Genomic DNA, 25748 nt, shown 5'->3' with positions numbered 1-25748 from the left:
GCCGGGATGACCCGGCCTGTTACGTCGATGATGCTTATGTCATCAGGCGATAATATCAGGGCGGATCTTGTCTTCGATCTCGGTAATCTGATCGCGCAGGGCCAGTTTCTTGCGCTTTAGGCGGGCAATCAGAATCTGATCCGGCAAGGGCATGGATTCCAGTGCGCTGATGGATTCGTCCAGATCCTTATGCTCCATCCGCAGATGGGCCGCCTGCCCACGCAATTGCACGGTCTCAACACTGATCGGCAATTCACGCACGGTCGGATCAAGGTCGTCCTTCTGGTAGTCCAGCACGTCCTCGGCAATATCATCAAAATTTTCAGCATCAACATCGCGCCGCCCAAAGACACGCCGCTCAATATCAGCACTGACTTCACCTGCACCGGATTTCACGAGGGTCAGGCCCTGAGTCGGGAACAGCGATCTTATATTGCTTTGATCGTCGTGCATGCAGACATCCGCTCCTTTAAGGTACGACTGGACCCGATGTGAAAATCTCACAGAAATCTTTGGGCCCCAGAGTATTCAGGACATTTAAGACATATGAGTATACTCTAAAAAACCGCCGTCCGAAAGAGTGCCAATCAGACTAATCAACTGAGGTCGTGGCACTTTTGGCCCCCACGCTTTTGCCACCACCGCTACATTGTCCGTACAAAGAGCGGTAAGATTTTGTTTCGCTTTAGAAAAATCAATAATGGACAGAGATTCGAGCGCCGTCATGAGTTCGCGCTCACTGTTCAGTTCCACTGATTTTACCTGCGCAGCTATACGCTCCCGCGCCAAATCATCTATGTCGGATAAAGGTTTTCGCAACCTTTTGCGAAGTATTCGCAGAGGTGAAATGACGGCGTCGTTCCATGACCTGGCCATATCGGCCCCCTCTTCGACCATATCCTCTGTCAATTTCACACCCGACACTCCCGTCCAGACCGCCCACAGCAGCAGTGGCACGCACTGGTCGTGATCATCCTGAAGCGACAGACACTGCGCAGCCACGCCGTCTCCGCCATAGGCCGCCACAGCCCAATCCCAGAAGCTAGTCATGCTTAAGGGCCACATCGACGCCCCATTTCTTGAACGGTGCCTCCAGCCCGAACAGGTCGAGCACCCGCCCGATATTCTGCTCCACCATCTCATCCAGGGACTGCGGACGGGTATAAAAGGCCGGCATGGGCGGGGCGACAATCGCCCCCATCTCCGTCACCGCCGCCATCGAGCGCAGATGGCCCAGATGCAGCGGCGTTTCGCGCACCATCAAAACCAGCCGTCGCCGCTCTTTTAAGGTCACATCGGCAGCCCGGCTGATCAGGCTGGAGGTCACGCCGGTGGTGATTTCGCTCAAGGTCTTGACCGAACAGGGGGCGATCAGCATGCCCAGTGTTTGGTACGATCCCGACGCAATCGCAGCCCCGATATCGGCCGGTTTATAGACCACATCGGCCCTGGCATGCAGATCGGACAGGCTGATATCCAGTTCCGCCGTCAAACTCAAAGCCGCCGCTTTTGAGACAATCAGGTGGCTTTCGACACCCAATGCGCGCACGGTCTCCAGCGCCTTAAGGCCGTATATGGCCCCGGATGCGCCGGAAATAGCGATGATCAAACGGTTGGGTATAGTCATGCCACGGCATCCATCATTCATAATTTATAAACTTAGAATCTCTCAGTTCCGTGATCAATTGTAATCCATTGTGATTCTACACACAGCCATTTCGGGTGTTCCCTAAGCGGGTTCGGACATGGGGTTCGGACCGGTATAGACAAAGAGGATCCTGCAATATGACCATGGCAGCCAGAGTACGCGAGTTGGATCAGCGTCACCAATCCCTCAAGCATACGATTGAACGCGAAGCGAAAAATCCGTCCGTGGACTCTCTATACCTTAAGGAGCTGAAGCGCAAAAAACTTAAGCTCAAAGAAGAAATTGAACGCATCAGAGATGTTATGCGACAGGGCGATGGCATGAAGGTGCTGCAATAACCCCGTAAAATATCATTGATGTGAAAAAAACGCCGGAGAGTGATCTCCGGCGTTTTTGTATTTTGGCCCTATTTGATGGCGATCTCAAACGGCCCGGCCGGAAGGCCCGCCCGGTCATAGAGCGTGCAGGTGGGCGCATCAGCCCAGCAATAGCGCACATATTGGGCGCTGACCGCATTGGGCGCTTTTAAGGTCACGCTGTTGCCGCTCAGTTGGGCGGCGGCATAGGTGCACGGCCCTTGGTTAGAGTCACACAGTTCAAAACTGATTGGCTTATCGGTCGAATAGGAAATCAGCCCGCCGTCGATATCGGTAAAGGCTACCGTCACCGTGTCACCGGCGCGTGTGGCCGATTGCGGTTGCGGCCCGGACGGCGTGATATTTTCCTTATAGATCACCGACCGCGCCCCCCGCGCCAGTCGTTTACCGACCGTATTCTTATCCAGCGGATGGATATCGTTCGGATCACCGATATCGATCGTGACTGCCAGAGCGGCATTGCCATCACGCGCCACGGCCAGCCGCTGCTGATCCTGCAAACGCGCCCAACCGGATTCAACCGGCTGCGTTGGACGCGCCCCGTAATTGGCCAGTTGCACGATCAGGAACGGCAGATCCGGCCCAAACTGCCCGCGCCAGTCTTTCATCATGCCGCCCAGCAATCCGGCATAGGTTTCGGCTTCACCCGCATTGGACTCGCCCTGATACCATAGCGCGCCTTTCAGGCCATAAGGACCGATCGGGGCAATCATGGCGTTATAAAGCGTCATCAGGCCACCCGTCGCATCCCACGGCGCGCGCGGCGGCTGAGGCACAGTTTTCGGTACCCGCTGGAACCGCCAGTCGGTCAGCGCAACCGTGGTGCCATCGGCAAGCGTCAGGTTGCGCGGCCCGTCACCATAGATGCCCCCCGCCCCCCAGGTATCGACCGCATTGATAATGACCGTATTGTCACCGGCTTTAAGCGCGCCCGCCGCCAGTTTATAAACGCGCGACGTCCCTGCCCCAGACGTATAGCCTGCCGGTTTGCCATTGACCCAGGTCTGATCAATCTCATCAATCGTGCCAAGGTTCAGCATCGCCGCCCCTTTGGCCTGAGCGGCGGTCAGCTTGACCGAAGCCGCATACCACAGACCGCCATTATAGGCGGCAAATTCGCTTAAGCCCCACTGCTCCCAATTCTTTGAAATATCGGGAACTTTGTCCCATGTCGCGAGTGTTTTAGGCGTGACCACCCACGGCTTGCCTGCGCCGCCATTCGCGGCCCACCAGGTCTCAAAGTTCGCGCCCCAGCGTGCCGTGCCCGCAGACCTATCCTTGGCATAGACCGTCATCAGATCAAGCTGATCGTTATAGCCGCCAATCTCCCGCAGGGCCTTTTCGCTCATCCACGGGCGAATGTTTGACCCGCCCCACGACGCATTGATCAGGCCGATGGGCACATTGATTGTCCGTTTCAGGTCACGCGCATAGTAATAGCACACCGCCGACCAGTTCGGCACGGTCTGTGGCGACGCCACCTGCCAGTTGACCGGCGCCATGAACCTGTCCGATGGCGCAAGACTTTGAGTCTTGGATACCGTCATCATACGGATGGTGTCATCTTTGGCGGTGGCAATCGCGCCCTGAGATCCAATCGTGCCCTGAACATTCCACTCCATGTTCGACTGCCCCGAACACAGGAAGACATCGCCGAACAGCACATCATTTACAATCTGCCGGTTGCCGGAAACCGTGGACACATCGAGCGTATAGGGCCCGCCCGCGGCTGTCGCCGGATAGCTGGCCCGCCACACCCCTTGCGCATCCGCCGTGGCCGTCAGGGTCTGGGCCCCCAGCTTTACAGTCACCGCCTCATTCGGGGCCGCTTGCCCCCAGATCGGCACGGCGCGATCGCGTTGCAGCACCGCATGATCCTGAAACATCTCGGCCAAAAGCGGCCGGTTTGCCGGTGTTTGCGCACCAGCGGGCACACTTATCAGCGCGGCACAAAGCGTGCCTGCGATTGCAGTGAACTTCATATACATCTTCCCTGAATTATTATTTATGTTAGCGCTAAAGCTAACGCGCACCCCGGCAACGGACAACCCGCCCCAGCCATTATATTTTCAGGATTTATCACACAAAAAAGGCCCCCGTTACGGAGGCCTTTGATGCGATTGGATTTAAAGGATTAATCCTCGTCGTCCTCATCGTGAACCGGACGCGACGGGGCCGAACCGAACACGTCTTCGACGCTAAGATCAGGACGGCTGTTGTAGGTATCTTCTTCCTCATCCGGAATGATAGCGGCCGCCGGTTTCAACGACGGATCGTCAAGCGGAATCCCCAGTTTCTCGGCCTGCTTGATCTTGACGGCGGCAGCCTTGCGCACCGCAGCGTCCAGTTCGATCTGCGACACGAGGCCGAGCGTCACCGGATCGACCGGCTTAATATTGGCGGCGTTCCAGTGGGTGTTGTTGCGTACCTGCTCGATGGTCGATTTGGTGGTGCCGAGCAGCTTGGAAATCTGCGCGTCGGTCACTTCCGGATGGTGACGCACGAACCATTTGATGGCGTCCGGGCGATCCTGACGACGCGACACCGGCGTATAGCGCGGGGCCTTTTTGGACGGCTTAAGCAACTCAGCATGGCGGCTGACCAGGGCCTTCATACGGTAGGCCGGGGTGCTTACGGCCTTATCCAGCTCTTCGCGGGTCAACTGGCCGTTGGCAATGGGGTCGGCACCACGAATGTCGCGGGCGACCTCACCATCGGCAATGCCCTTAACCTCAAGAAAGTGCAGGCCGCAGAAATCAGCGATCTGCTCGAACGAGAGCGAGGTATTGTCGACCAGCCACACAGCGGTCGCTTTCGGCATCAAAATCTCAGACATAGGACTATCTTTCCTGAGCGGAGAACGATGATTTTTGTTGAAAAACCACCATTCAGAAACGGCTACGCCCAGCCTTTTCGGCCGGGCGCGGGTTGTTGCCGTCATCTATAAAGCGGTTTTGTCATTTAGGGAACACCCCAAACACAATTTCTTAGATGCGTTAAATCAGGCCCTTAATGGCCGCCAGACCCGCTTCAGCCTGTGAGGCGTCCGGCGCGCCGCCTTGGGCAAAGTCGGGTTTACCGCCCGCGCCTTGCCCCCCCATAGCGATGACGGCAGCCTTGGCCAGTTCGGCAGCATTGTATTTGTCAGTCAGGTCGGATGTCACGGCAACCGTCACCGCCGCTTTACCATCCAATACACCTACCAGCGCCACAATACCGGAGCCCAGAGCTTTGCGGAAATCCTCAGCCAGCGGCCGCAAATCCTTGCCGCCAACCCCTTCCAGGACACGTGCCGTGACCTTGATGCCATTGATCTCTTCGGGGCCGGACGCGGCCCCGCCGCCGCCGACCGCTAAAGCGCGCTTGGCATCGGCCAGTTCTTTCTCAAGGCGTTTACGATCAGAAATCAGGGCCTCAACGCGGGCGGATACCTGTGCCACCGGCACCTTGAACTGATCAGCTAACCCCTTGGCGATACCTGCCTGTTCCAAAAGATATTGTCTGGCGGCCTCACCGGTCACAGCCTCAATCCGGCGCACACCGGCGGCGATGCCGGTTTCCGACACGATCTTGAACAGGGCGATATCGCCGGTACGCGCCACATGGGTGCCGCCGCACAGTTCGACCGAATAGCCCCCCTCGCCCGCCAGCTTGGTGCCGAGCGACAGGACGCGCACTTCATCGCCGTATTTTTCACCAAACAGGGCCACAGCCCCTTCTTCGATAGCGGCTTCGGGCGACATCATCTTGGTCGCAGCCGCCTGATTTTGCAGGATGACGGCATTGACCTCGGCTTCGATCGCCTCAATCTCTTCGGCCGTCACAGGCCCGCCGTGGCTGAAGTCAAAGCGCATCCGCTCAGCATCAACCAACTGCCCTTTTTGCGCCACATGCGGCCCCAGCACGTTTTTCAGCGCGGCGTGCATCAGGTGCGCCGCCGAGTGGTTGGAGCGCGTGGTTTTACGCTTTACCGGGTCGACCTGAAGTTCAGCCTTATCGCCAACCTTAAGCACACCCTCAATGATTTCAATGCGATGAACGATCAGGTCACCGGCCTGCTTTTGGGTATCGAGCACGCGGCCATGACCGTGGATGAAATCGACCACGCCGGTATCACCCGCCTGCCCGCCGCCTTCGGGGTAGAAGGAGGTTTTTTCAAACACGACCTCAACCGTATCACCGGCATGGGCCGATTCGATGCCTTCACCATCATGGACGATAAATTGGGCATGGGCCTGCGCATTGAGGTGGTCGTAGCCGACAAATTCCGACGCGCCGATCTGATCCTTGATCGAGAACCATTCCGCCGCCACAGCCTTTTCGCCGGAGCCGGTCCAGTGTTCGCGCGCACGGGTACGTTGCGCCTCCATAGCGACTTCAAATGCGGCGGTATCGACCGTCAGGCCCTTGGCACGCACGGCATCCTGGGTCAGATCGAGCGGAAAGCCATAGGTGTCATAGAGCTTGAACGCTGTATCGCCTGACAGGACGTCGCCGTCTTTCAGGTTTTCGGTCGCTTCGTCCAGCAGGGTCATGCCCCGGCCCAAGGTGCGGCGGAAGCGTTCTTCCTCCTGACGCAGGGTCTCAACAATGGTGGCTTCGGCGCGTTTCAGCTCACCATAGTGGCCGCCCATTTCCTGCACCAGAACCGGTGCCAGACGCGGCATCAACGGTTCATTGGCGCCCAAGAGATAAGCATGACGCATAGCGCGACGCATGATCCGGCGCAGAACATAGCCACGGCCTTCGTTCGACGGGGTCACCCCATCAGCGATCAGGAATGAGGTCGAACGCAGGTGATCGGCGATAACGCGGTGCGACGGCAGGGCCTCCCCCTCGGCCTTAACGCCGGTCGCCTCGACGCTGGCGCCAATCAACGACTGGAACAGGTCGATGTCATAATTATTGTGCACACCCTGCAAAACCGCGGCGACGCGTTCCAAGCCCATGCCGGTGTCGATCGAGGGCTTGGGCAAATTCAGGCGTGTGCCGTCGGCCTGCTGGTCGAACTGCATGAACACCAGATTCCAGATTTCGACAAAGCGGTCGCCGTCTTCTTCGGGGGAACCCGGAGGGCCGCCCCAGATGTGTTCGCCGTGATCATAGAATATTTCCGTACACGGACCGCACGGGCCGGTATCACCCATGCTCCAGAAATTGTCCGAACCGGCGATGCGTACGATGCGCGATTCTGGCAGACCCGCAATCTTCTGCCACAGGCCAAAGGCTTCATCATCATCGATATAGACCGTGGCCATCAGGCGGTCTTTGTTCAGGCCGTAATCCTTGGTGATCAGGTTCCAGGCATGTTCAATCGCCTGTTCCTTAAAGTAATCGCCAAAGGAGAAATTCCCCAGCATCTCGAAAAAGGTGTGGTGGCGGGCCGTGTAGCCAACATTATCGAGATCGTTATGCTTACCGCCCGCGCGGACAACCTTTTGCGAGGTCGTGGCGCGTTTATAGGGACGGGTTTCCGCACCCGTGAAGACGTTTTTGAACTGCACCATGCCCGCGTTGGTGAACATCAGGGTCGGGTCATTTTGCGGCACGAGCGAGGAGGATGACACCACCTCATGGTCGTTGCGGGCAAAGTAGTCCAGAAAGGTCTTACGGATGTCGTTTAATGAGGGCATGGATAAGACGGAATAACCGCTCCGCGTTCAGGGGATTACAAAATTCAGGCGTATATAAAGGGCTTATGCCTGAGCGCAAAGGGGTTTGCGCGTTATTTGAAGTTTACGTGAAAAATTTACAAAAAAGCCGCCCCATTCAGAGCGGCTTTTAAGACGGTTAAGGGGTGGGATCGGGTTGGTTTAGGGATTCGTCCCCACGCCCTAACCGAATGACCTTACAGCGACTCATCGCCCTCATTGGCGTCGGGTTCAGGAGAGCCCAGCAGATCTTCGGAGAGTTTTTCCGTTTTCTTGCGCACACCCATTTCGATTTCGCGCGCCATATCCGGATTGGCCTTCAGAAATTCACGGGCATTTTCGCGGCCCTGACCGATGCGGGTCGAATTATATGAGAACCATGAGCCCGACTTTTCAACGATACCAGCCTTCACGCCCATATCGATGACTTCACCAAGCTTTGAGATGCCCTCACCGTACAGAATGTCGAACTCGACTTCGCGGAACGGAGGGGCGACCTTGTTCTTAACGACCTTCACCTTGACGTTGTTGCCGATGATTTCGTCGCGCACCTTGATCTTACCGATGCTGCGGATATCCAGACGGACCGACGCGTAGAATTTCAGAGCATTACCACCGGTCGTGGTTTCGGGTGAGCCGTACATGACGCCGATTTTCATCCGGATCTGATTGATAAAGACCACGATGCACTTGGACTTGGAGATCGAACCCGTCAGCTTACGCAGGGCCTGCGACATCAGACGGGCCTGAAGACCGGGCAGACTGTCGCCCATATCGCCTTCGATTTCCGCACGCGGCGTAAGCGCCGCCACCGAGTCGACAACCACGATATCAACGGCACCTGAACGGACCAGCGTATCAGTGATTTCCAGCGCCTGCTCACCATTATCGGGCTGCGACACCAGAAGTTCATCCAGATTCACGCCCAGCTTTTGCGCATAGCCAGGGTCAAGCGCGTGTTCGGCATCCACAAAGGCCGCCGTGCCGCCCTGCTTTTGGATTTCCGCCACCGTATGCAGGGCCAGGGTCGTCTTACCCGACGATTCCGGCCCGTAAATTTCAATCACCCGGCCTTTTGGCAGACCGCCGATTCCGAGCGCAATATCAAGGCCAAGCGAGCCGGTCGATACCGATTCGACCTCGGCAAACTTACCCGATGCGCCCAGTTTCATCACTGAGCCCTTACCAAAGGCGCGATCAATCTGCGCCAGCGCCGATTCCAGGGCGCGTTGTTTTTCTGCTTCGTCTTTTCCCACGAGTTTCAATACCGCTTGTGACATACCAATCCCTTCCCTATGTCACGATTCCCATTCAGGAATGTCCTAAATCTCGAAATCTTTCTGACGCGATATTCGTACCCCATTTGTTCCAAGTTCGCAATATGTTCTCGCTCGATTTTGGAACATTTTTATAATTTCAATAGAATCAAAAAATTAGGGGGATCGCTCCCCCTCTTTTACACCTTGTCGCGAATCCAGACCTGAGACTGTAGCCCCGTCACCCGCACCCGCGGCCCGACCGGTGCCTGCGCCACCGGCGTGGTCGCCCCCGGTGCGAAGTCGACATCGCCGCTACCGATCGCCGCCGCCTCACCGACGCGATTCATACGGGCATAGTTCGGGATGGCCAGCATCGGTGACCCGTCCTGCCACTTACCGGTGAGGGCCATGACCCCGCCCAGCAGATCGCCGCGCCATTCGGCCTTAATAGGTGCCTTGCTCAAAGCCTGCTCGATATTCGGCTGATCGGCTTTTTCGACATTGTAGACCAAGGGCCCATAGGCCAGAGCGACGCGCCCACGGTCCGCCTCAATGCGCTCATCGGCATGAATCCGTTGTGGCGCCAGCGGCAGGTCAAGCTCAATGCGGTCACCGGCTTTCCATTCGCGCGTGACGACGGCATAGCCTTTTTCGATGGTAGGGGTGACGACCTTACCGTTGACCTTAAACGACTTCACGCCGCTGACCGCCGGGGTCAGGGTGTAGAGATCGCTGGTCTTGCGATTCGGGATGCGCACATAGACCGTGAAGGTCTTGGTTTCTTTGGGATTGACGATGATTGAGACCGCGCCCTTCCAAGGATACTCAGTCTTTTGCACCATCTCAACGTCGGTGCCGGCGACGCGGTCGACCACGATCTTTGAGCCGACGAACATATTGACGTAGATGCCCGTCTTGTCTTTCACATAAGTCCAGGTCGGCACCATCAGAAGCGTGCGCGGAATATTGCCGACGCAGCATGGACAGACGTGCCACAGGGTGCGCTCACTGTTGATCAGCGGGTTGGTGTAGCCAAAGCTGGTGCCGTTAAGATCCGTGCCGCCCAGCAAAGCGTTATACATGGTCTGCTCATAGAGGTCGGCGTATTTGGCGTCATGATAGGCCAGGTTGAGCTTATACTGGAAGAATATCTCCCCTGCCGATGAACAGGACTCACAATAGGCATTGTTGCGCAAAGAATAGTCCGCGCCAAAGCCTTCGGCAGTTTCGCCTGAGCCGATGCCGCCGGTGACATAGTATTTGCGGTTGACGATGTTATCCCACAACGACATGACAGCACTTTGGTATTCAATATCGCCGGTTTCCGCCGCGATATCGGCCATAGCGGAATAAGAATAGACGGCACGGACGGCGTGGCCAACGGCCTCATACTGCTTTTCGGGCGGCAGGTGGCTCTGGTCATATTCATGACCGCCTTTGCGCGATTCGAGCAGGAAGCGCGCCAGATCGATATAGGCATCGCCACGCCCGCCGCCTTCCATGTCATTGACGAAGCGACCAAAGCGCACCAGCGCCTGCTCCATCTCCTGATGGCCGTCGAACCATTCGATCTTGCCCGGGCCGACATTGGCAACCCAGCAATCGGCCAGTTTCTTGGCGCCGTTATAGAGCCGCACGTCCTGCCCATTGGTCAGGGTGTAGTGGTTGATGGCCGACTCAATAAAGTAACCGGCAATATAGCCTTCGTGGTCGGCGCGATGGGCCGGGTCCCAACGCTTATCCCACGCGCCGGGCGCGGCCAGAGTCTTGGCCGTTTGCAGATAGCCATCGGATTCCTGCGCGGCGAGAATTGGCGGTATCCATTTATCCAGTGTCGCCTTCATGTGGGCTTGCGCCTTAATCATGTCGGCGTCGCCCTGCGGGTCAACCATCAGAGCGATACAGATAGCCTCGACCGTTTGCAGTACCCAGGCATTCGAGAACACCAGCCCCTTATGCGGGCCGTGCGGTTCGCCGCGATTGGCCTTGGCCGCCTCAAAGAAGTTGTCGATACCGCCCTGCCCCGTCGGCAGATCGGTACGCTCACAATAGTCGATGCAATGCGGAATCCAGTTGACGATCAAAGACTTGGCGCGGGCATTCCACAGCGGGCTGTCGAGGCTGTAGCGACGGGTATAGACCACATCCAGACGCTCTTTCGGCGGCGCGGCCTGAACCCGGACCCTAAGGCGCGAGGTCGTGATGAGATTGCCGTCATGACCGGCCAGTTCCAGCACATAGTCGCCGTTCTCAGAAAAGGTCGCAGTCGTATCAGGCGTCAGGGCATCGGCAAAGGTCACCTGACCGGGGCCGGAGACCTTACGCCACAGGCTGCCAGTCTGGGGGCCTGTCTTGAGCCAATCAGCCTTACCCATCAGATAGGTCTTGCCGCCGCTGATGACGATGCGGTCAACGCCCGCGACCACGGCCGGCGCAAAGGCTGGGACGACGCCAAAGCTATAGACCTTCCATTCCAGCACACCGGTCGACAGCTTTCCGTCCGAGACGATCTCAAGGCGCAGCTTATCGGTCTTGATCTCATCAAAGGTGGTGGTGTTGTAGCCATTGGCCTTAACACCCAGCCCCTTGGTATTGGGCACCGGCACAAAGGCCTTACCGTTCCAGTATAACACGCGGCACGATTTTGGCGCGCCCACGCCCTGCCCGTCGATCCACCAATAGACATCGACCTTATTGGTGGTCACCGGCTGGCTCCAGTCATACTGCACCCATTCGGTGCCGGTCTTGGGCCAGTTACCATAAGAGGTGGCGGCATTGTCGGCAGAATTCTGCGGCTCTACCCCGTCATTAAGCGCCGTCAGCTTACCGTCGCCCGACATGAAGGAGGTCGAGGGAACGGCGACCTTAGCCAGATTGACTACGGTTGTGTCGGCAAAGGCAAAACCTGCGCCCAACCCGATTCCGGCGGCAACCGATGCCCCCGCAGCAGTGGCCAGAAACCCGCGCCGGTCAAGGCAGCGACAATCGGGCTGGCACAGATGAGGATTAGCTTCAGCGGTAAATTTGCGGGTCATGGGTCAGGACTCTTACGGATTTAATTATTCAGATGGGACGCAGGTGGCGGAGGCCGCAAGCTTGGTGTCGGCAGCTTCGACCAGCACAGGCCTAGGGTAGAGCGCCTCCCATTCCTGGGCGGCCACGGCGGCATAGGTTTTACCATCAGTCGAGGCGTCAAACACCGCCCGCAGACAGCGCGTGGTCACCGGCTCAAACGCCACGTCATTAAAGGCGTTGAGCGTCGCGGCCGGATACTGGGCGGCAATCGGCGTCCATTTTTTGTCGGCGTCGGACCAGTATTCCAGATGCCAGGCCTTGGGCGGAGCGACACCAATACCGGAACCGGCGGGCTGATCACCCCAGAAGTAGATGCGTGAGCCATTGAACTTCAGCGCCTGCTCCCACTGGTAAACCACCCACTGCTGCTTGGGGTTATTGGGCGACCATGTGCCCCAGGTGTCGGGCGGCAGCGGCGCTTCGCGTACCTTGCCGTCATTGAGCGCCCTGATCCAGTATTGCACCGGCACGGGTGAGTTCGAGGCGACGATGCGGGCGGCAGGGGCCAGATTGCGGGTCGGGGTGGGCGCCGGCGGCGGAGCCTTGGTCGTTTCCACCACCTCAATGGCGGGCGGGGAGACGGTGTCGTCCCAGGTCACCTTATCCACCGCGACCGAACGACGGAAATGGCCGCCATTTTTGGCATCGGCATTGTGATAGGCGATGTACCACTCGCCCTTATATTCAACGATGCCGGGGTGCGAGGTGGTCGACGATACCGGATCGAGCATCACCCCGCGATAGGTCCACGGCCCCAGCGGCGACTTGGCGGTGCCGTAGGCGATACAGGCATAGTAAACCGCTTCGGTACATTCGGAATCAGGCCCGGCCTTATTGCCGGCATAGGCCATATAATAGATGCCCTTGCGCTTGAAAATCCAAGGCGCCTCAAAGAAACCGGTTAAGGTGTTCACATCGACGGGCGCGCCCTTAAAGGTCACCATGTCTTTTTCGAGTTCGACGCCTTTAAGGCGGCCGAACGTGCCCCAGTAGAGATAAACCCGCTGATCATCGTCGATCAAAACCGTCGGGTCGATGTTCTGAATGTCATTGGCCACCGGATAGGACTGCGACACCACCGGCCCCTTCGGATGGGCATCGACCCACGGGCCGGTCGGGCTGTCCGAGACGGCTACACCAATGGCAAAACCGTCTTTGTTGGTTGTGCCCTTCTGCATCACCGGCGCATAGAGATAGAACTTCTTATCCGGCCCCTGCACGATCTGAGCGGCATAGGCGCGGCCCGGCGTCGCCCATTTGAAGACATCATCCGGTTTCAGGAAATGCGGATAGTGGGTCCACTTGCTCGACTTGGGGTCAGAGGTTTCCAGCATCTGCCATTCCGGCATGATGAAGTCGTTGACGCCCGGCTCGGCCATATCGCGGCCGGTGAGGACATAGAATTTGTCACCTACCACCAACGGGGCCGGATCGGTCGTGTAATCCGCCCCGTCCGACAGGATCGGATTATGGGTTGCGGTAACCTGACGGGTTTCCAATGGAGTTTGGGCGATAACCGGCGCACACGCCGCGATTAACGGCAAAAGGCTTAAAGCCGCAAAACGTTTCATAGTATTCCCCTTAAACCGCTTTGGCCGCAGCCGTGGTAAACAGACGCACGCCAAACACAGGGCCAGCGGTCTTGCCTTCCTGCGGATTGAACTTGACCACGACCTTTGACTTACCCTTGGTCAGGTTATGCGGGATCGGATAGCTGACGTCGATCCAGTCACCCGGCTGACGACCCGACAGGCGTTCATGGGCGATGACGGTGCCGTCGATCTCGATCGTGAAGCTGCGGTTGAACTCCGAGCCCCAATAGGTCGCCTGCAGCACCAATGGGCCAGCGTCTTTGCCGTCTTTGGTCACCTTCATGTCAAACTGGAAGAAGCCCATAGTGCGGGCATCGCGGCCCTTACGGCCACGATAGACGACCGGGAATGAGTTACCACCGGTCGTCAGGTTATGATCCCGTTCCGGCTGCATTTCCCCCAGATACATGACATCAACCGACCGCGCGGCGAGGTCTTTCAGGCGGGCCTGCTCCTCACGGAACGCCACCTGAGCCGTTGCCCATTCGGCATCGTTATAGCGGTTGAAATAGACGGCGTTGCGGCGTTCATACTGGGCATAGAAGGGCTTGAACGTCAGGTCGCCCGGACGGCCAATGCCATTGGTTTTATAGATGGCCTCAGAGGCTGAGACCGGCACAATACCCGCCAGCAGGTCAGCCCCGACCAAAGCGGGCGCATCGCCCTTATATTCCGGATCTTCATCGGCTTTTGGTGCCGCGCCCAGGTCAGCGGCCATGACCATCGGCCCGCGCAGTAGCGCCACGACCTTATCGTTACCCGCAGCGGCTTCAAAGCGCAGATCGAGCGGCAGATCAAGCGTGACCACATCGCCGGAGCGCCATTTACGGGTGATCAGGGCATAGCCCTTATCGATCTTGGCCAACGCCGGCTTGCCATTGACCAGCAGGGTGTTTGACTTGGCCCAACCCGGAATACGCACAGCGACGGTGAACGATTTCGCCCCCTGCACACGCTTGAGCTTCAGCGCGATATTGCCCTCATAGGGGTACTTGGTCAGAAGCTCGAACTCGGCCTTTTTCGTGGCCCAGTTCAGGGTCGAGGGGATAAACAGGTTCACAAACAGCGTATCGCCGCTTTCCCAATAGATGGAATCGCCGTGCTTGGAATGGCTCTCAATCCCCGACAGCACGCAGCACCAGAACGAATCGAACGGCGTCGAATATTCCCGCGCCGTACCCGACATCAGCGGCATCATATAGGTGAACATGCCGGTCTCAGGGTGCTGATGCGCCAGAATGTGGTTCAGATGCGCCCGCTCATAATAATCAAAATAAGACGCCTGCGGCGACCAGCTATAGAGATGACGCGTCAGCTTCATCATATTATAGGTGTTGCAGCTTTCGCAGGTCTGCTCAGTGATGTGGGCCGAAATGGTATCGGGCTCAAAGAAATATTCACGGTCGGCATTACCACCAATAGCAAACGAATGGTGGTTGGTGACCCGCTCCCAGAAGAAGGACGAGGCCTTTTGATACTCCGGCTTGCCGGTAATTTCATAAAGACGCGCCAGTCCGACCAACTTTGGTACCTGAGTATTGGCATGGAAGTTGGCCAGTTTGTCCTCACCGGCCTTGAGCGGATCAAGATTGCGGTTGTCATAGATGCGCTCGGCCAGCACCAGCCAGCGCGCATCCTTGGTGCGGACATAAAGCTCGGCAAAGCTCTCGTTGATCCCGCCGTATTCGCAGGCCAGAACCTTTTGCACCTGCTCATCGTTCAGGGCAGCAAACACCTTTTCAATGTAACCGCCAAGCCCAACCAGGATCGGAATACCGGCATCGTTTCCGGTCAGGGCCTGAACATCGAGCAGACCGGCATAGAGCTTATGCCAGTTATAGAACGGCACCCAGCAGCCATTGAGATCGAAACCAGCCGAGCGGATATCACCGGCCATGATTTCGGGGAAAATCTCTTTGCCATCAACGACCGTGCCGTCTTTGCGCTTACGCATGAAGCCGGCAACATAACCGTCACCATGAGCGGCCTGCACCTTTTTCAGCTCGGCAATGATGTAATTGATGCGGGTGATGCATTCAGCATTGCCCGTCTGGGCGTACATCAGCGCCAGGGCCGACAGATAATGGCCCAAAGCTTCCCCGGCAATCGTGTCCGATTCCCAGCCGCCATAGATTTCGCCCTTGACCGGCAGGCCCGCGAATTTATGGTAGTTGTGCAGCAGGCGGTCGGGCTCAAGGCTCATGAGATATTTGGTGTTGACCTCAACGGCATTGAGGAACGGCGATGGCAACAGCCGCACATCCTTCATCGGCACGGGCGCGGCCTTGAGCGGCACCGCTGTGGCGGCCATGACCGGCAGGCTCAGGCCACTGATAAATGTGCTTGCAGCCACCCCACCCAGAAGGGCGCGGCGGTTGGTGATAAGGGCGGGTCGGGACATGATAGCGGCCTCGCATTTTTGAATAGTCAGACAGTTGCACCACAATCATTATACTGTATACAATTGTCAAGACACATTGTTTCGTTCTGTTCGTGAGGTTCGCACCCTATGAAGTCCCTGTTCGCCGCCACCGCTGTTTCCGCTGTTTTGTCGTTAAGTGCCATGACCTCGTTTGCCGATCCCGCCACCGACAGCCAGTTTAAAGACATCTATACCACCGAATGGAAATGGCGCGGTGAGCAAATGTCAGTCAGCGAAGACATCCCCGCCGATCAGCGCGGCGGCGGCCTGCCCGACGTGTCAAAAGCCGCTCAGGATAAGAAACTGACCTACTGGCAGAACGTGCTGAAACAACTGGACGCCATCGATAAATCCAAGCTGTCGGAAGCCGCTGCCGTCGATTACCAGATCTACCGCTTCCAGATCGAAACGCTCTATAATGCCCAAAAATTCAAGACCTATGAGCGTCCGCTGGCGGGGGATACCTCCTTCTGGAGCGACCTCAGCTACATCACCGGCGGCACCTATCGCACCGAGGCCGATTACCGCAATTATCTGCGTCAGTTGAACGACATGCCGCGCTATTTTGGCCAGAACATGGACAATATGCGCGCAGGTTTAAAGCGTGGCTTTACCGTGCCTAAGGTCGCACTGGCCGGTCGTGATGTGTCCCTGACCACCGTGATCAACGCCAAGGGTGAGGACAACTCATTCTATAAACCCTTCAAGTCCATGCCCGCCTCCATCCCCGCCGATAAACAGGCGGAACTGAAAAAGCTGGCGCTTGAGGCGATCAATAAGAGCGTTATCCCCGCCCACCAGTCGGTGCTAACCTTCATCACCAAGGAATATGAGCCCAAGGCCACGGCCAAAATCGGCGCCTATGACCTGCCCGACGGCAAAGCGTTTTATGCCGCCCAAAGCCGCGAATACACCACGCTTGATCTGACACCGGAGGAAATCCACCAGATCGGCCTCGATGAAGTGGCCAAGATCAAGGCTGAAATGCTCACCGTCATGAAAGAGGTCAAGTTTGAGGGCGACCTGTCCGCATTTTTGAACTTCCTGCGCACCGATCCGCAGTTTTATGTCACCAAACCGCAGGACCTGCTCGATCGTGCCGCCTGGACCGCCAAGGAATTTGATGCGGTGTCCGGCAAATATTTCGGCCGTCAACCGCGGATGAGGTTCGGCATTTTCCCCGTCGCCCCTGAACTGGCGCCCTTTTACACCGGCGGCCGCGGCGGCCCCGGCGGTTACTGGGTCAATACCTATAACCTGCCCGCCCGTCCACTCTATTCCCTGCCCGCACTGACCCTGCACGAATCCGCCCCCGGCCACGCCTTCCAGATGCCGCTGGCCATGGAAAACAAAGGCCTGCCGGAGTTCCGCCAGAACACCTATATCTCGGCTTACGGCGAAGGCTGGGCGTTGTACGCAGAACGTCTCGGTGTGGAAATGGGAATGTATCACACACCCTATGAGCACTTCGGGATGCTGAGCTATCAGATGTGGCGCGCCGCCCGTCTGGTGGTTGATACCGGCATCCACGCCAAGGGCTGGACCCGCGATCAGACTATGGCCTTCATGCGCGATAATACCGCACTAAGTGAGCACGAAATCACGACGGAGACCGACCGCTATATCGCCTGGCCGGGTCAGGCCCTCAGCTACTACCTTGGTGAAATGGCGATATGGAAAGCCCGCGCCAAGGCCGAAGCCGCTTTGGGTGAAAAGTTTGACATCCGCGCCTTCCACGATACCGTGCTGGAACTGGGCTCGGTGCCTTTGCCGGTGCTGGAAACGGCGGTCGATAAGTTCATCGCCCGTGGTGGCACCAGCCCTTATGAAGGTAAAGACTAAGTATGAAAGCGGCTGCGGGGCTTTTGGGACTGGCATTGGTCGGGGCGTCCGCGTCCCTATCTTACGCCCAGCCTGTCATCACGCCCCCGCCGCCCTCGCTGGCCCTCGATCCGTTCTATACCAAATATGCTGATGCAGGCGGCATACCGGTGACGACCTCAGCCAAAGTGCCGGATGACGCCATCCTCGCCGCCCGCGACATCGTGGTCTATCTGTTGAGCGAACGGCCCGACCTGCGCGATGCCCTGATCCGCGAAGGGGCGCGCGTCGGGGTCATGGCGGTGGATGAAACCACCACCGACCTGCCCGAACAAAGCGACTGGAAAAAACCGGCCAAGGACGATCCGCGCCTGTCGAAATGCGATGTCCGCGACTATGACACCACTATCGGCAAGATGACCGACCGTGATTACTGGGCGATGCGTGCCCGCGGCATGGGCGGACTTTATACGACCGGGGCGGCGGAGAATATCTTAGGCGTGCCAAACACCCGCTATTACGGTGAAAACATCATGATCCATGAGTTTTCGCACAATATCCTGAATGCCATCCGCACAACCGATCAGGCCCTGATGAGCCGTATTGAAGCCGCCTTTGCCAATGCCAAATCAAAGGGCCTGTGGCGCGGGGCCTATATGGCGCTGAACATCGACGAATACTGGGCCGAAGGCACCCAGTTCTGGTTCAACTCCAATAAGGCCTATAAGACCGATGATGTGATGATTGCCACCTCTGATGACCTAAAGGCCCACGATCCCGAGCTTTATAAGGTATTATCAGAAGTCTACCGCCGCGACCACCGCATCCCTACCGATGCTTTTTACATGCACCCCGCCCGCCTGAACGTGGCCAAGGCCGATCTGGTCAACGACTGTTTTTCGTGATCAGCGGTTTTGGGCGGCGTGCAGAAACCGGATGATCTGCCTCATTCACCCGCCCTGATCCGGGCGAGAAACGACTGACGCTGGCGCTCCATATTTGCCTTAACCTCTTCATGGCTATGCCAGACGGTATTAGGGTCGTCGGCTTCTTTCAGGCCGGCCTCAACCTCGGCCCGGAACCAGTCATCATATTCACGGGCCTTTTGTTGCTGATCAACATAGTCGCGCATAAATTCCCGCACGATCTGTGACGCCGGACGATGCACGGCGGCGGCTTCCGCCATAAAGGCTTCGCGCAGTTCCGGCTCGATTTTCAAGGTAAATACGGCTTCCTTGGACATGGCGATCTCCGAGAATATACTCACGATGTATATACACCGTGAGTACCTATTCTACAACCGATCGATCGCGGCCTGCGGTTCCGTAAACCACTTAGCGCCAGTTTCGGTGACATACATATGGTCTTCCAGCCGGATGCCAAAGCGCTCCGGCACCACGATCATCGGTTCATTGGAAAAACACATGCCGGGCATAAGCGGTGTCTTGTCGCCACGCACCAGATAGGCCGGTTCGTGGATGGCCAGCCCGATGCCATGCCCGGTGCGGTGCGGCGTACCGGGCAGGCTATAGTCCGGCCCCAGCCCATGTCTTTCCAGAATCGCGCGGGCGGCATAGTCGACGCTTTCGCACGGTTTGCCGACCTCGACCGCCGCAAAGGCCGCCGCCTGGGCTTCCTTTTCGATATCCCAGATGCGCTGCTGCTCAGGCGTGGCCCGACCGTAAATATAGGTGCGGGTGATATCTGACGTATAGCCCTGCACGTAACAGCCGGTGTCGATCAGCACCAGATCGTTCTCGTTAAGCGTCTGCACACCGGGCAGACCGTGCGGATAGGCGGTGGCATGGCCGAACTGCACAATCACAAACGAATTGCCCGCCGCCCCCATCTTACGGTGAGCGGCTTCGATAAAGTTGATGACCTCGGTCGTGGTGATGCCATCACGCAGGATTCGCGCGGTCGCCTTATGCACAATCTCGGTCATGGATTTGGCCTGCTGCATCAGGGCCAGTTCGGCGGTCGATTTATACATCCGGCAGCCATTAATCACTGAGGATGCCTCCTGGATCGCCAGACCCGTTTCGCGCATCAGACGACTGACCATTTCAAATGATAGGGCCGGATCGACCGCGATGCCCCCGCCGCCCCAGTCGGACATGGCCTGCTTAATCAGGGCGTGGGGGCTTTCGTCCTCCTGCCACAGGCGCAGTTCGGCCGGAATTTTCAGATCGGCCTCTAACGACCCGCGCTCAAAGAACGGGCAGATAATCAGCGGCTCCCCATCCACCGGCAGCAACATGGCCACCAACCGCTCCGATGCGCCCCACGGCACGCCGGCGAAATAGCGTAGCGATGCACCCGCCCCGACCAACAGCGCTTTGGCGCCCAGGTCGCGGGTCAGTTTGCGGGCCTTATCCAGACGCACCTGATATTCCGCGGCTGAAATAGCCTCTGCCGCCACTGGGGGCTTAAGCTTGGCCAGTTCGGCCTCAATCGTCGATCCACCGATCATCGTCTATCCTTTACGCAAATCTATTCAAATCAAAGGCTTTGGGCGCATGTCCCGTGGTGATCATGTCCGCCACGATCTCACCGGTCACCGGCCCCAGCGTCAGGCCCAGATGCTGATGACCAAACGCATAATAAAGATTATCCGCCTTATCGCTTTTACCGATGGCAGGCAAATAGTCCGGCAGGGTTGGTCGCGCCCCGATCCACTCGACGCCCTCGCCTTCAAATGGCAGGCCCAGCGCCTTGACATGGCCGCGCAGCCGTTGCCACTTGCGCCCATCGGCGGGCGCATCAGGGCGGTTTAGTTCCACAAAACTGGCCGCGCGCAGACCGCTTTCAAACCCTGTGACGATCATCGAACGATCCTCAAACACGACTGGTGGCAAGCCCTTCGGCCAGCCATGCTGCGCCGTTTGAATGTGATAGCCGCGCTCGGCAATGATGGGGACGCGGTGCCCCAATGGCTCCAGCAGGGCCTTTGATCCCACGCCCGCACTGATGACCACGCGATCAGCGGTCAGTATCTCTCCGCCTCTAAGTTTTACGAAAGCCTGCCCGCCTTCGACGCTAAGGGCGGCCACGGATTTATAGTAGATCACCCCGCCGCGCTCAACAAAGACGGCCTCCAGCGTTTTCAGAAGACGGGCAGTGTCGCTGACCTGTCCGGTATTTTCAAAACGGATGGCCCCCGCTATGGGCGTAGAGGTAATGGCTTTAAGCTGCGCCATTTCATCATCGGTCACCTCACGAAAGCGGGCTGTGCCAGTGTCGGTTTCCTTCCATCCTGCCAAGCCCTTGGCCGCGGTTTCCGGCGTCTCCCATATAACAAAGTGTCCGTCTTCGCGCAGCAGGTCAGTCGCACCTATATCTGCCACCCTGCGTTTCCAGGCGGGCATGGCCTCTGCGATCAGCGCCGACAGTGCGGCCTTGCCTTTGGCGAACCGGGCGGGCGACGATGCCTTGAGCAGACGCCATGAAAACGGCAGCCATTCCCCAAAACCTGCTGCCGGAAACGATAATGCCCCGCCCAGAGCAAACCAGCGCTTAAAGGCCGAACGGATCATGGCCACCGACGCCAGAGGCTCAACCTGTTCGATCGCTATATGTCCGGCATTGCCATAAGACGCCGCCTTGCGCACGGGCTCGGCCTCCAGCAAGATAACGCTGATATTTTTGTTCTGGAGCGCCAGAGCGATGTTCAAACCCACCACGCCACCGCCGACCACAATCGCCTTCATTTAACCAACCAATCTGTGTTGCATTACACCATCGCATATAGTATACGGTATATGTTCCTATACAAGACTCAGGAGTAGTATAAAATGAAAATCGATTGGCAGGGCGTGTTTCCGGCCGTTACCACGCAATTTAAAGAAGATCTTTCAATCGATTATGCTGACAGTCAGCGCGTCGTTGATGACCTGATCAATGACGGTGTTACCGGTATCATCGCGCTCGGCACCTGCGGCGAAAACAATTCACTTGAGCCTGACGAAAAGCGTAAACTCCTGACCGCTATCGTCGAAGTCGTCGCCGGTCGCGTGCCGGTGGTTGTCGGCACCTCCGAACTGACCACCCCGCGCGCAGCCGCATTCGCTAAGGATGCCGAAAAGATCGGCGCCACTGGCCTGATGCTGCTGCCGGCTATGGTTTATGTCCCTAAGACCGCTGAACTGGTTGAGCACTTCACCCAAGTCGCCAATGCGACCTCGCTGCCGATCATGCTTTATAACAATCCGACCGCCTACCGCGTCAATATTGGTAATGACGCTCTGGAAGCTCTGCGTCCGGTTAAGAACATCGTCGCCATTAAGGAATCGGCTGCCGATACCCGCCGCTTCACCGATGTCTATAACGCTTTCGGTGATCGTTATTCGATCTTTGCCGGTCTGGATGACGTGGCTTACGAAGGCCTGCTGCTGGGTGCTCAGGGCTGGGTTTCGGGCCTGACCTCGGCCTTCCCGGCTGAATCGGTTCTGCTGGTTAAGGCGCTTAAGGCCGGTGACCTGAAAACCGCGCTTGAGATCTATCGCTGGTTCCTGCCGCTGCTGCACCTTGATGCCGATCATGACCTCGTTCAGTCGATCAAGCTGGCCGAGCAGATCATGGGTCGTGGCTCTGAGCGTGTACGTATGCCGCGCCTGCCGCTGACGGGGGCGCGCCGCGCCGAAGTCACCAAGATGGTTGAAGAGGCCGCCGCGTCGCGTCCAAGCCTCTCGATCCACAAAGCCGCCTAAACTACTCATGGGGGGAGTTACCTCCCCCCATGTGCCCCCTTGGTTTTTGTTTGATCGCAATATTATAGCCGAAAACCGCAAACACTTTTCGGCATATTGCTCTGTGATGAGAAAAATCCGCTTGAAGCGGTTCTTCGCGGATTTTTCCCTTTCCTGACATTACACGGCAAAGTATTTGCGGCTTTGCCGCCAAACTTTATCCGTGAGTATGCTTTATGCGTCATACCTTCTTCTGCATCGATGGTCATACCGCCGGTAATCCGGTCCGTCTTGTCGCCGGTGGCGCGCCGTTGCTTACGGGCAGCAACATGTCCGAGCGGCGTCAGGACTTTCTGAACCGCTTCGACTGGATCAGAACCGGCCTGTGCTATGAACCGCGCGGCCACGACATGATGTCAGGCGGGTTCCTGTATCCCCCGACCCGCGAAGACACTGACGCTGGCATCCTGTTTATCGAAACCTCCGGCTGCCTGCCTATGTGCGGCCACGGCACCATTGGTATGGTGACGTTTGCGCTGGAAAACGGCCTGATCACACCGCGCACACCGGGTAAGCTTAAGCTCGAAGTTCCCGCCGGCATCATCAATATCGATTATAAGACCAACGGCCCCAAGGTCACGGCGGTCAAGATCACCAATGTCCCGGCTTATCTGGCCAAGACCGGCATCGAAATCGATGTACCGGATTTCGGTCACCTGACGCTGGATGTGTCTTACGGCGGCAACTATTACGCCATCATTGAGCCCACCATCGACGGCCCCTATACCGGCCTTGATGATCTGGGGGCCGCGCGAATCATCGAACTGTCGCGCACGATCCGCACCCTGGTTCGGGAGGTCTATGAGCCCGTCCACCCGCTTGATTCGACCATCCGCGGCGTCAGCCACGTCCTGTGGGCCGACAAACCTAAGAATACCGAAGGTGAGCCTAGCCCGGCTCATGGCCGCAATGCGGTATTCTACGGTGAGCGCGCCATTGACCGCTCACCCTGCGGCACCGGCACTTCGGCACGACTGGCCCACCTGCACGCCAAGGGCGAGCTGAAAGTCGGAGAACCCTTTATACATCAAAGCTATATCACCAGTCGGTTCACCGGGATGGTGACCGAAGAGGTTGATCTGAACGGTGTTGCCGCCATCATTCCGTCTATCGAAGGCTCGGCCATTTCGACCGGCTTCAACACCATCTGGATTGACCGCGAAGACCAGTTCTGGGAAGGCTTTCAGGTCGTCTGACAGCGCTAACAAAACCGCGTGAATCCCCCCTTGCCTTTCGTAACAATTTAATGAAATACTGGTATACTTTATAAGTAAAAGTGCCAGAATTCTTACGGAATAAAGGCCGCAGGGGAACGCCGATTATTCGGTTATAATGGATTTAATAGATGGCCATTGTGGTTCAGACGCTCTCAGAGCAAATATTCTCCCTGGTGCGTGACCGCATCATCTCAGGCAAGTTCCCGGTTGACGTTGCCATCCGTCAGGACGCTCTGGCGGCGGAACTGGGGGTCAGCAAGATACCATTGCGCGAAGCTCTGGCTCGTCTTGAACAGGACGGGCTTTTGCTGTCTCAGGCCAATCGCGGTTTTTTTGTCCGCCCGCTGAATGCCGATGAGGTCGATGAGGTCTATGCCCTGCGCCTCAAGATCGAGCCCGAAGCCGTCGGCATGGCCTCAAAAGTCGCCACTGATGCCGATCGTAAAGCCGCCAAAGAAGCGCTTGATGCCCTTGATCAGGCTGCGATCACCGATAAAACTCAGGTCGGACGCCTTAACCGCGCGTTCCATATGTCACTGGTTCGCCCCTTGCATAAGCAAGTCACAATTCAGATTATCGAACGCCTGAACATCATTTCTGAACGCTATGTGGGTAAGCATCTGGAACCCGCCGGACGCGGTGACCGTGCGCACAATGAGCATACCGCTATGCTGGAACTGTGGGCCACAGGTAAGGCCGATGAAGTGGCTGCCGTGATGTATGAGCACATCGCCTCAACCCTGGTTGATCTGCGTAAGCAATTCGAGGCTGAAAAAGCCGGGTAATCTGGTCAAAAAAAAAAACGATGTTACAAAGCCGCAGCCCTCTGCGGCTTTTTTACTTTTAAAGCCCTCGCCGGGCGGTGGCTCCGCCACCTTGGCCGCCGCCGCAATGGCGGCTTGTTCAGCCCTCGCCGGGCGGTGGCTCCGCCACCTTGGCCGCCGCCGCAATGGCGGCTTGTTCAGCCCTCGCCGGGCGGTGGCTGCGCTGCAAATGGCGGTTTGATCGGACGGCTGCCTTCCAAACATTATTCGCTCTAAATGAAACAATATGTGTAGGCTTTTTTTACAGCCGACCGTCGTAAAATCACCACATCTCGGCTATATGGATTGTATAAGATATAACAACACACAGGAAGTACGCCCCAGAAAGCGCTGGTAATCATTTCAGTGGTGCTATCATGGGAATACATGTCCAGACCGTTTCCGAACAGGTCTACAGACTTTTACGCGATCGGCTGGTGTCAGGCACTTTGAGCCCGCATGACGCCATTCGTCAGGAAGCCATCGCGGCTGAACTTGGGGTCAGCAAAATCCCCGTGCGTGAAGCGCTGATCCGGCTTCAGAACGAGGGGCTGGTGGTGCTGGAGGCCAATCGCGGTTTCTTCGTCTCGCCGCTGTCGCTGGAAGAGGCCGAGGATGCTTACGGTCTTCGCCTGACCATGGAGCCGCAGGCCGCGGCGATCGCCGCCATGCGCGCCACCCCCGAAGATCGTCTGGCGGTCACCGCCGCCCTCGACCGCCTGCAACAGGCCGCCGAGTCCGACCGCAGCGAGGTGGGTCGTTATAACCGCCTGTTCCACCTGTCGCTGGTGCAACCGGTGCGCAAACCGGTTACCATCAGCTTTATCGAGCGGCTTCATCTGATCTCCGAGCGCAATGTCTGTGAGCATCTGGTGGCGGCAGGCAGCGAAGACCGCGCCCATCAGGAGCATCTGGTCATGTATGACGCCTGGATGTCCGGCAAGGGCGATGAGGTCGCGCAACTGGTCTATGACCATATCAATGCGACGTTCGAGGAACTCAAAGACCACTACTAATCATAAAAAAGGCCCCGGAAATCCGGGGCCTTTTCATTTGGGGTTAGAGCGGAATGATCTGAGGGAACCATTCCGCTCAAGCCGCCATTGCGGCACGGCCAAGGTGGCGGAGCCACCGC

Annotated in this window: 20 protein-coding genes; 7 read left to right on the top strand and 13 right to left on the bottom strand. The window is 57.5% G+C overall.

The window, feature by feature from the left end; all coding sequences use genetic code 11:
* Positions 1-42 precede the first annotated feature (42 nt).
* From PQU98_RS17110 to PQU98_RS14855, 3 genes are all read right to left on the bottom strand, one after another.
* Positions 43-453 carry a YdcH family protein gene (locus PQU98_RS17110; RefSeq protein WP_368408162.1) on the bottom strand — a complete coding sequence of 137 codons (411 nt, stop codon included), beginning with the start codon at positions 451-453 and terminating at the stop codon, positions 43-45.
* Positions 454-537: 84 nt separating this feature from the next.
* On the bottom strand, positions 538-1050 hold the full coding sequence (locus PQU98_RS14860) for a TIGR02444 family protein (protein WP_272745744.1): 513 nt from the start codon (positions 1048-1050) through the stop codon (positions 538-540).
* Positions 1043-1627 carry a UbiX family flavin prenyltransferase gene (locus PQU98_RS14855; protein ID WP_272745743.1) on the bottom strand — a complete coding sequence of 195 codons (585 nt, stop codon included), beginning with the start codon at positions 1625-1627 and terminating at the stop codon, positions 1043-1045. Before PQU98_RS14855 ends, PQU98_RS14860 begins: the two co-directional genes overlap by 8 nt.
* A 158-nt stretch (positions 1628-1785) precedes the next feature.
* On the opposite strand from PQU98_RS14855, the gene PQU98_RS14850 reads away from it, so the two are divergent.
* Complete coding sequence (locus PQU98_RS14850) at positions 1786-1986, top strand: DUF465 domain-containing protein (RefSeq protein ID WP_272745742.1); 201 nt, start codon at positions 1786-1788, stop codon at positions 1984-1986.
* A 68-nt stretch (positions 1987-2054) separates the two neighbouring features.
* Here PQU98_RS14850 and PQU98_RS14845 read toward each other — a convergent pair whose 3' ends face one another.
* The 7 genes from PQU98_RS14845 to PQU98_RS14815 form a co-directional block, all read right to left on the bottom strand.
* The gene (locus PQU98_RS14845) at positions 2055-4007 is read right to left on the bottom strand and encodes a sialate O-acetylesterase (RefSeq protein ID WP_272745741.1); all 1953 of its coding nucleotides are present in this window, start codon (positions 4005-4007) and stop codon (positions 2055-2057) included.
* 152 nt (positions 4008-4159) lie between these two features.
* Positions 4160-4861, bottom strand: coding sequence for a DUF1013 domain-containing protein (locus tag PQU98_RS14840; RefSeq protein ID WP_272745740.1), 702 nt, complete (start codon positions 4859-4861; stop codon positions 4160-4162).
* Positions 4862-5021: 160 nt separating this feature from the next.
* Positions 5022-7658 (bottom strand): alanine--tRNA ligase, encoded by a 2637-nt coding sequence (gene alaS, locus PQU98_RS14835; RefSeq protein ID WP_272745739.1) that lies wholly within the window; start codon positions 7656-7658, stop codon positions 5022-5024.
* Positions 7659-7873: 215 nt separating this feature from the next.
* Positions 7874-8956, bottom strand: a complete 1083-nt coding sequence (recA, locus tag PQU98_RS14830) for a recombinase RecA (RefSeq protein ID WP_272745738.1) — start codon at positions 8954-8956, stop codon at positions 7874-7876.
* 176 nt (positions 8957-9132) lie between these two features.
* The gene (locus PQU98_RS14825) at positions 9133-11970 is read right to left on the bottom strand and encodes a beta-L-arabinofuranosidase domain-containing protein (RefSeq protein ID WP_272745737.1); all 2838 of its coding nucleotides are present in this window, start codon (positions 11968-11970) and stop codon (positions 9133-9135) included.
* A 24-nt stretch (positions 11971-11994) separates the two neighbouring features.
* Positions 11995-13581: a family 43 glycosylhydrolase gene (locus PQU98_RS14820; RefSeq protein ID WP_272745736.1), complete on the bottom strand. Its 1587-nt coding sequence runs from the start codon at positions 13579-13581 to the stop codon at positions 11995-11997.
* Between the two features lie 10 nt (positions 13582-13591).
* The gene (locus tag PQU98_RS14815) at positions 13592-16003 is read right to left on the bottom strand and encodes a glycoside hydrolase family 127 protein (protein WP_272745735.1); all 2412 of its coding nucleotides are present in this window, start codon (positions 16001-16003) and stop codon (positions 13592-13594) included.
* Between the two features lie 108 nt (positions 16004-16111).
* Here PQU98_RS14815 and PQU98_RS14810 point away from each other — a divergent pair, with 108 nt between their 5' ends.
* Together PQU98_RS14810 and PQU98_RS14805 are read left to right on the top strand one after the other, a co-directional pair.
* Positions 16112-17866 carry a DUF885 domain-containing protein gene (locus tag PQU98_RS14810; protein WP_272745734.1) on the top strand — a complete coding sequence of 585 codons (1755 nt, stop codon included), beginning with the start codon at positions 16112-16114 and terminating at the stop codon, positions 17864-17866.
* A gap of 2 nt (positions 17867-17868) precedes the next feature.
* Entirely contained in the window at positions 17869-18750 is an 882-nt protein-coding gene (locus PQU98_RS14805; protein ID WP_272745733.1) for a glycoside hydrolase, read from the top strand.
* 41 nt (positions 18751-18791) lie between these two features.
* Here PQU98_RS14805 and PQU98_RS14800 read toward each other — a convergent pair whose 3' ends face one another.
* The 3 genes from PQU98_RS14800 to PQU98_RS14790 are packed head-to-tail and all read right to left on the bottom strand — an operon-like array spanning position 18792 to position 21555.
* Entirely contained in the window at positions 18792-19112 is a 321-nt protein-coding gene (locus tag PQU98_RS14800; protein ID WP_272745732.1) for a ribbon-helix-helix protein, read from the bottom strand.
* A 27-nt stretch (positions 19113-19139) separates the two neighbouring features.
* On the bottom strand, positions 19140-20318 hold the full coding sequence (locus PQU98_RS14795; protein WP_272745731.1) for a M24 family metallopeptidase: 1179 nt from the start codon (positions 20316-20318) through the stop codon (positions 19140-19142).
* Positions 20319-20328: 10 nt separating this feature from the next.
* The gene (locus PQU98_RS14790) at positions 20329-21555 is read right to left on the bottom strand and encodes an NAD(P)/FAD-dependent oxidoreductase (protein WP_272745730.1); all 1227 of its coding nucleotides are present in this window, start codon (positions 21553-21555) and stop codon (positions 20329-20331) included.
* A gap of 84 nt (positions 21556-21639) precedes the next feature.
* Here PQU98_RS14790 and PQU98_RS14785 point away from each other — a divergent pair, with 84 nt between their 5' ends.
* The 4 genes from PQU98_RS14785 to PQU98_RS14770 all read left to right on the top strand — a co-directional run bounded on the left by PQU98_RS14785 (position 21640) and on the right by PQU98_RS14770 (position 25629).
* Complete coding sequence (locus PQU98_RS14785; protein WP_272745729.1) at positions 21640-22554, top strand: dihydrodipicolinate synthase family protein; 915 nt, start codon at positions 21640-21642, stop codon at positions 22552-22554.
* Between the two features lie 215 nt (positions 22555-22769).
* Positions 22770-23789 carry a 4-hydroxyproline epimerase gene (locus PQU98_RS14780; protein ID WP_272745728.1) on the top strand — a complete coding sequence of 340 codons (1020 nt, stop codon included), beginning with the start codon at positions 22770-22772 and terminating at the stop codon, positions 23787-23789.
* Positions 23790-23938: 149 nt separating this feature from the next.
* A complete protein-coding gene (locus tag PQU98_RS14775; RefSeq protein ID WP_272745727.1) occupies positions 23939-24595 on the top strand; it encodes a GntR family transcriptional regulator in 657 nt (218 codons plus the stop codon).
* 395 nt (positions 24596-24990) lie between these two features.
* Positions 24991-25629: a GntR family transcriptional regulator gene (locus PQU98_RS14770; protein WP_272745726.1), complete on the top strand. Its 639-nt coding sequence runs from the start codon at positions 24991-24993 to the stop codon at positions 25627-25629.
* Positions 25630-25748 lie beyond the last annotated feature (119 nt).

The sequence above is a fragment of the Asticcacaulis machinosus genome (genome assembly GCF_028550435.1).
In the GTDB taxonomy this organism is placed as follows: Bacteria; Pseudomonadota; Alphaproteobacteria; order Caulobacterales; family Caulobacteraceae; genus Asticcacaulis; species Asticcacaulis machinosus.
Note: the sequence above shows the minus strand (reverse complement) of the source record. Positions and strands in the feature narration are given on the sequence as shown.

Excerpts from the sequence above, each read along its gene's own strand:
- PQU98_RS17110 (WP_368408162.1), bottom strand. The coding sequence starts at position 453 with ATGCACGACGATCAAAGCAATATAAGATCGCTGTTCCCGACTCAGGGC.
- PQU98_RS14860 (WP_272745744.1), bottom strand. The coding sequence starts at position 1,050 with ATGACTAGCTTCTGGGATTGGGCTGTGGCGGCCTATGGCGGAGACGGC.
- PQU98_RS14855 (WP_272745743.1), bottom strand. The coding sequence starts at position 1,627 with ATGACTATACCCAACCGTTTGATCATCGCTATTTCCGGCGCATCCGGG.
- PQU98_RS14850 (WP_272745742.1), top strand. The coding sequence starts at position 1,786 with ATGACCATGGCAGCCAGAGTACGCGAGTTGGATCAGCGTCACCAATCC.
- PQU98_RS14845 (WP_272745741.1), bottom strand. The coding sequence starts at position 4,007 with ATGAAGTTCACTGCAATCGCAGGCACGCTTTGTGCCGCGCTGATAAGT.
- PQU98_RS14840 (WP_272745740.1), bottom strand. The coding sequence starts at position 4,861 with ATGTCTGAGATTTTGATGCCGAAAGCGACCGCTGTGTGGCTGGTCGAC.
- alaS (WP_272745739.1), bottom strand. The coding sequence starts at position 7,658 with ATGCCCTCATTAAACGACATCCGTAAGACCTTTCTGGACTACTTTGCC.
- recA (WP_272745738.1), bottom strand. The coding sequence starts at position 8,956 with ATGTCACAAGCGGTATTGAAACTCGTGGGAAAAGACGAAGCAGAAAAA.
- PQU98_RS14825 (WP_272745737.1), bottom strand. The coding sequence starts at position 11,970 with ATGACCCGCAAATTTACCGCTGAAGCTAATCCTCATCTGTGCCAGCCC.
- PQU98_RS14820 (WP_272745736.1), bottom strand. The coding sequence starts at position 13,581 with ATGAAACGTTTTGCGGCTTTAAGCCTTTTGCCGTTAATCGCGGCGTGT.
- PQU98_RS14815 (WP_272745735.1), bottom strand. The coding sequence starts at position 16,003 with ATGTCCCGACCCGCCCTTATCACCAACCGCCGCGCCCTTCTGGGTGGG.
- PQU98_RS14810 (WP_272745734.1), top strand. The coding sequence starts at position 16,112 with ATGAAGTCCCTGTTCGCCGCCACCGCTGTTTCCGCTGTTTTGTCGTTA.
- PQU98_RS14805 (WP_272745733.1), top strand. The coding sequence starts at position 17,869 with ATGAAAGCGGCTGCGGGGCTTTTGGGACTGGCATTGGTCGGGGCGTCC.
- PQU98_RS14795 (WP_272745731.1), bottom strand. The coding sequence starts at position 20,318 with ATGATCGGTGGATCGACGATTGAGGCCGAACTGGCCAAGCTTAAGCCC.
- PQU98_RS14790 (WP_272745730.1), bottom strand. The coding sequence starts at position 21,555 with ATGAAGGCGATTGTGGTCGGCGGTGGCGTGGTGGGTTTGAACATCGCT.
- PQU98_RS14785 (WP_272745729.1), top strand. The coding sequence starts at position 21,640 with ATGAAAATCGATTGGCAGGGCGTGTTTCCGGCCGTTACCACGCAATTT.
- PQU98_RS14780 (WP_272745728.1), top strand. The coding sequence starts at position 22,770 with ATGCGTCATACCTTCTTCTGCATCGATGGTCATACCGCCGGTAATCCG.
- PQU98_RS14775 (WP_272745727.1), top strand. The coding sequence starts at position 23,939 with ATGGCCATTGTGGTTCAGACGCTCTCAGAGCAAATATTCTCCCTGGTG.
- PQU98_RS14770 (WP_272745726.1), top strand. The coding sequence starts at position 24,991 with ATGGGAATACATGTCCAGACCGTTTCCGAACAGGTCTACAGACTTTTA.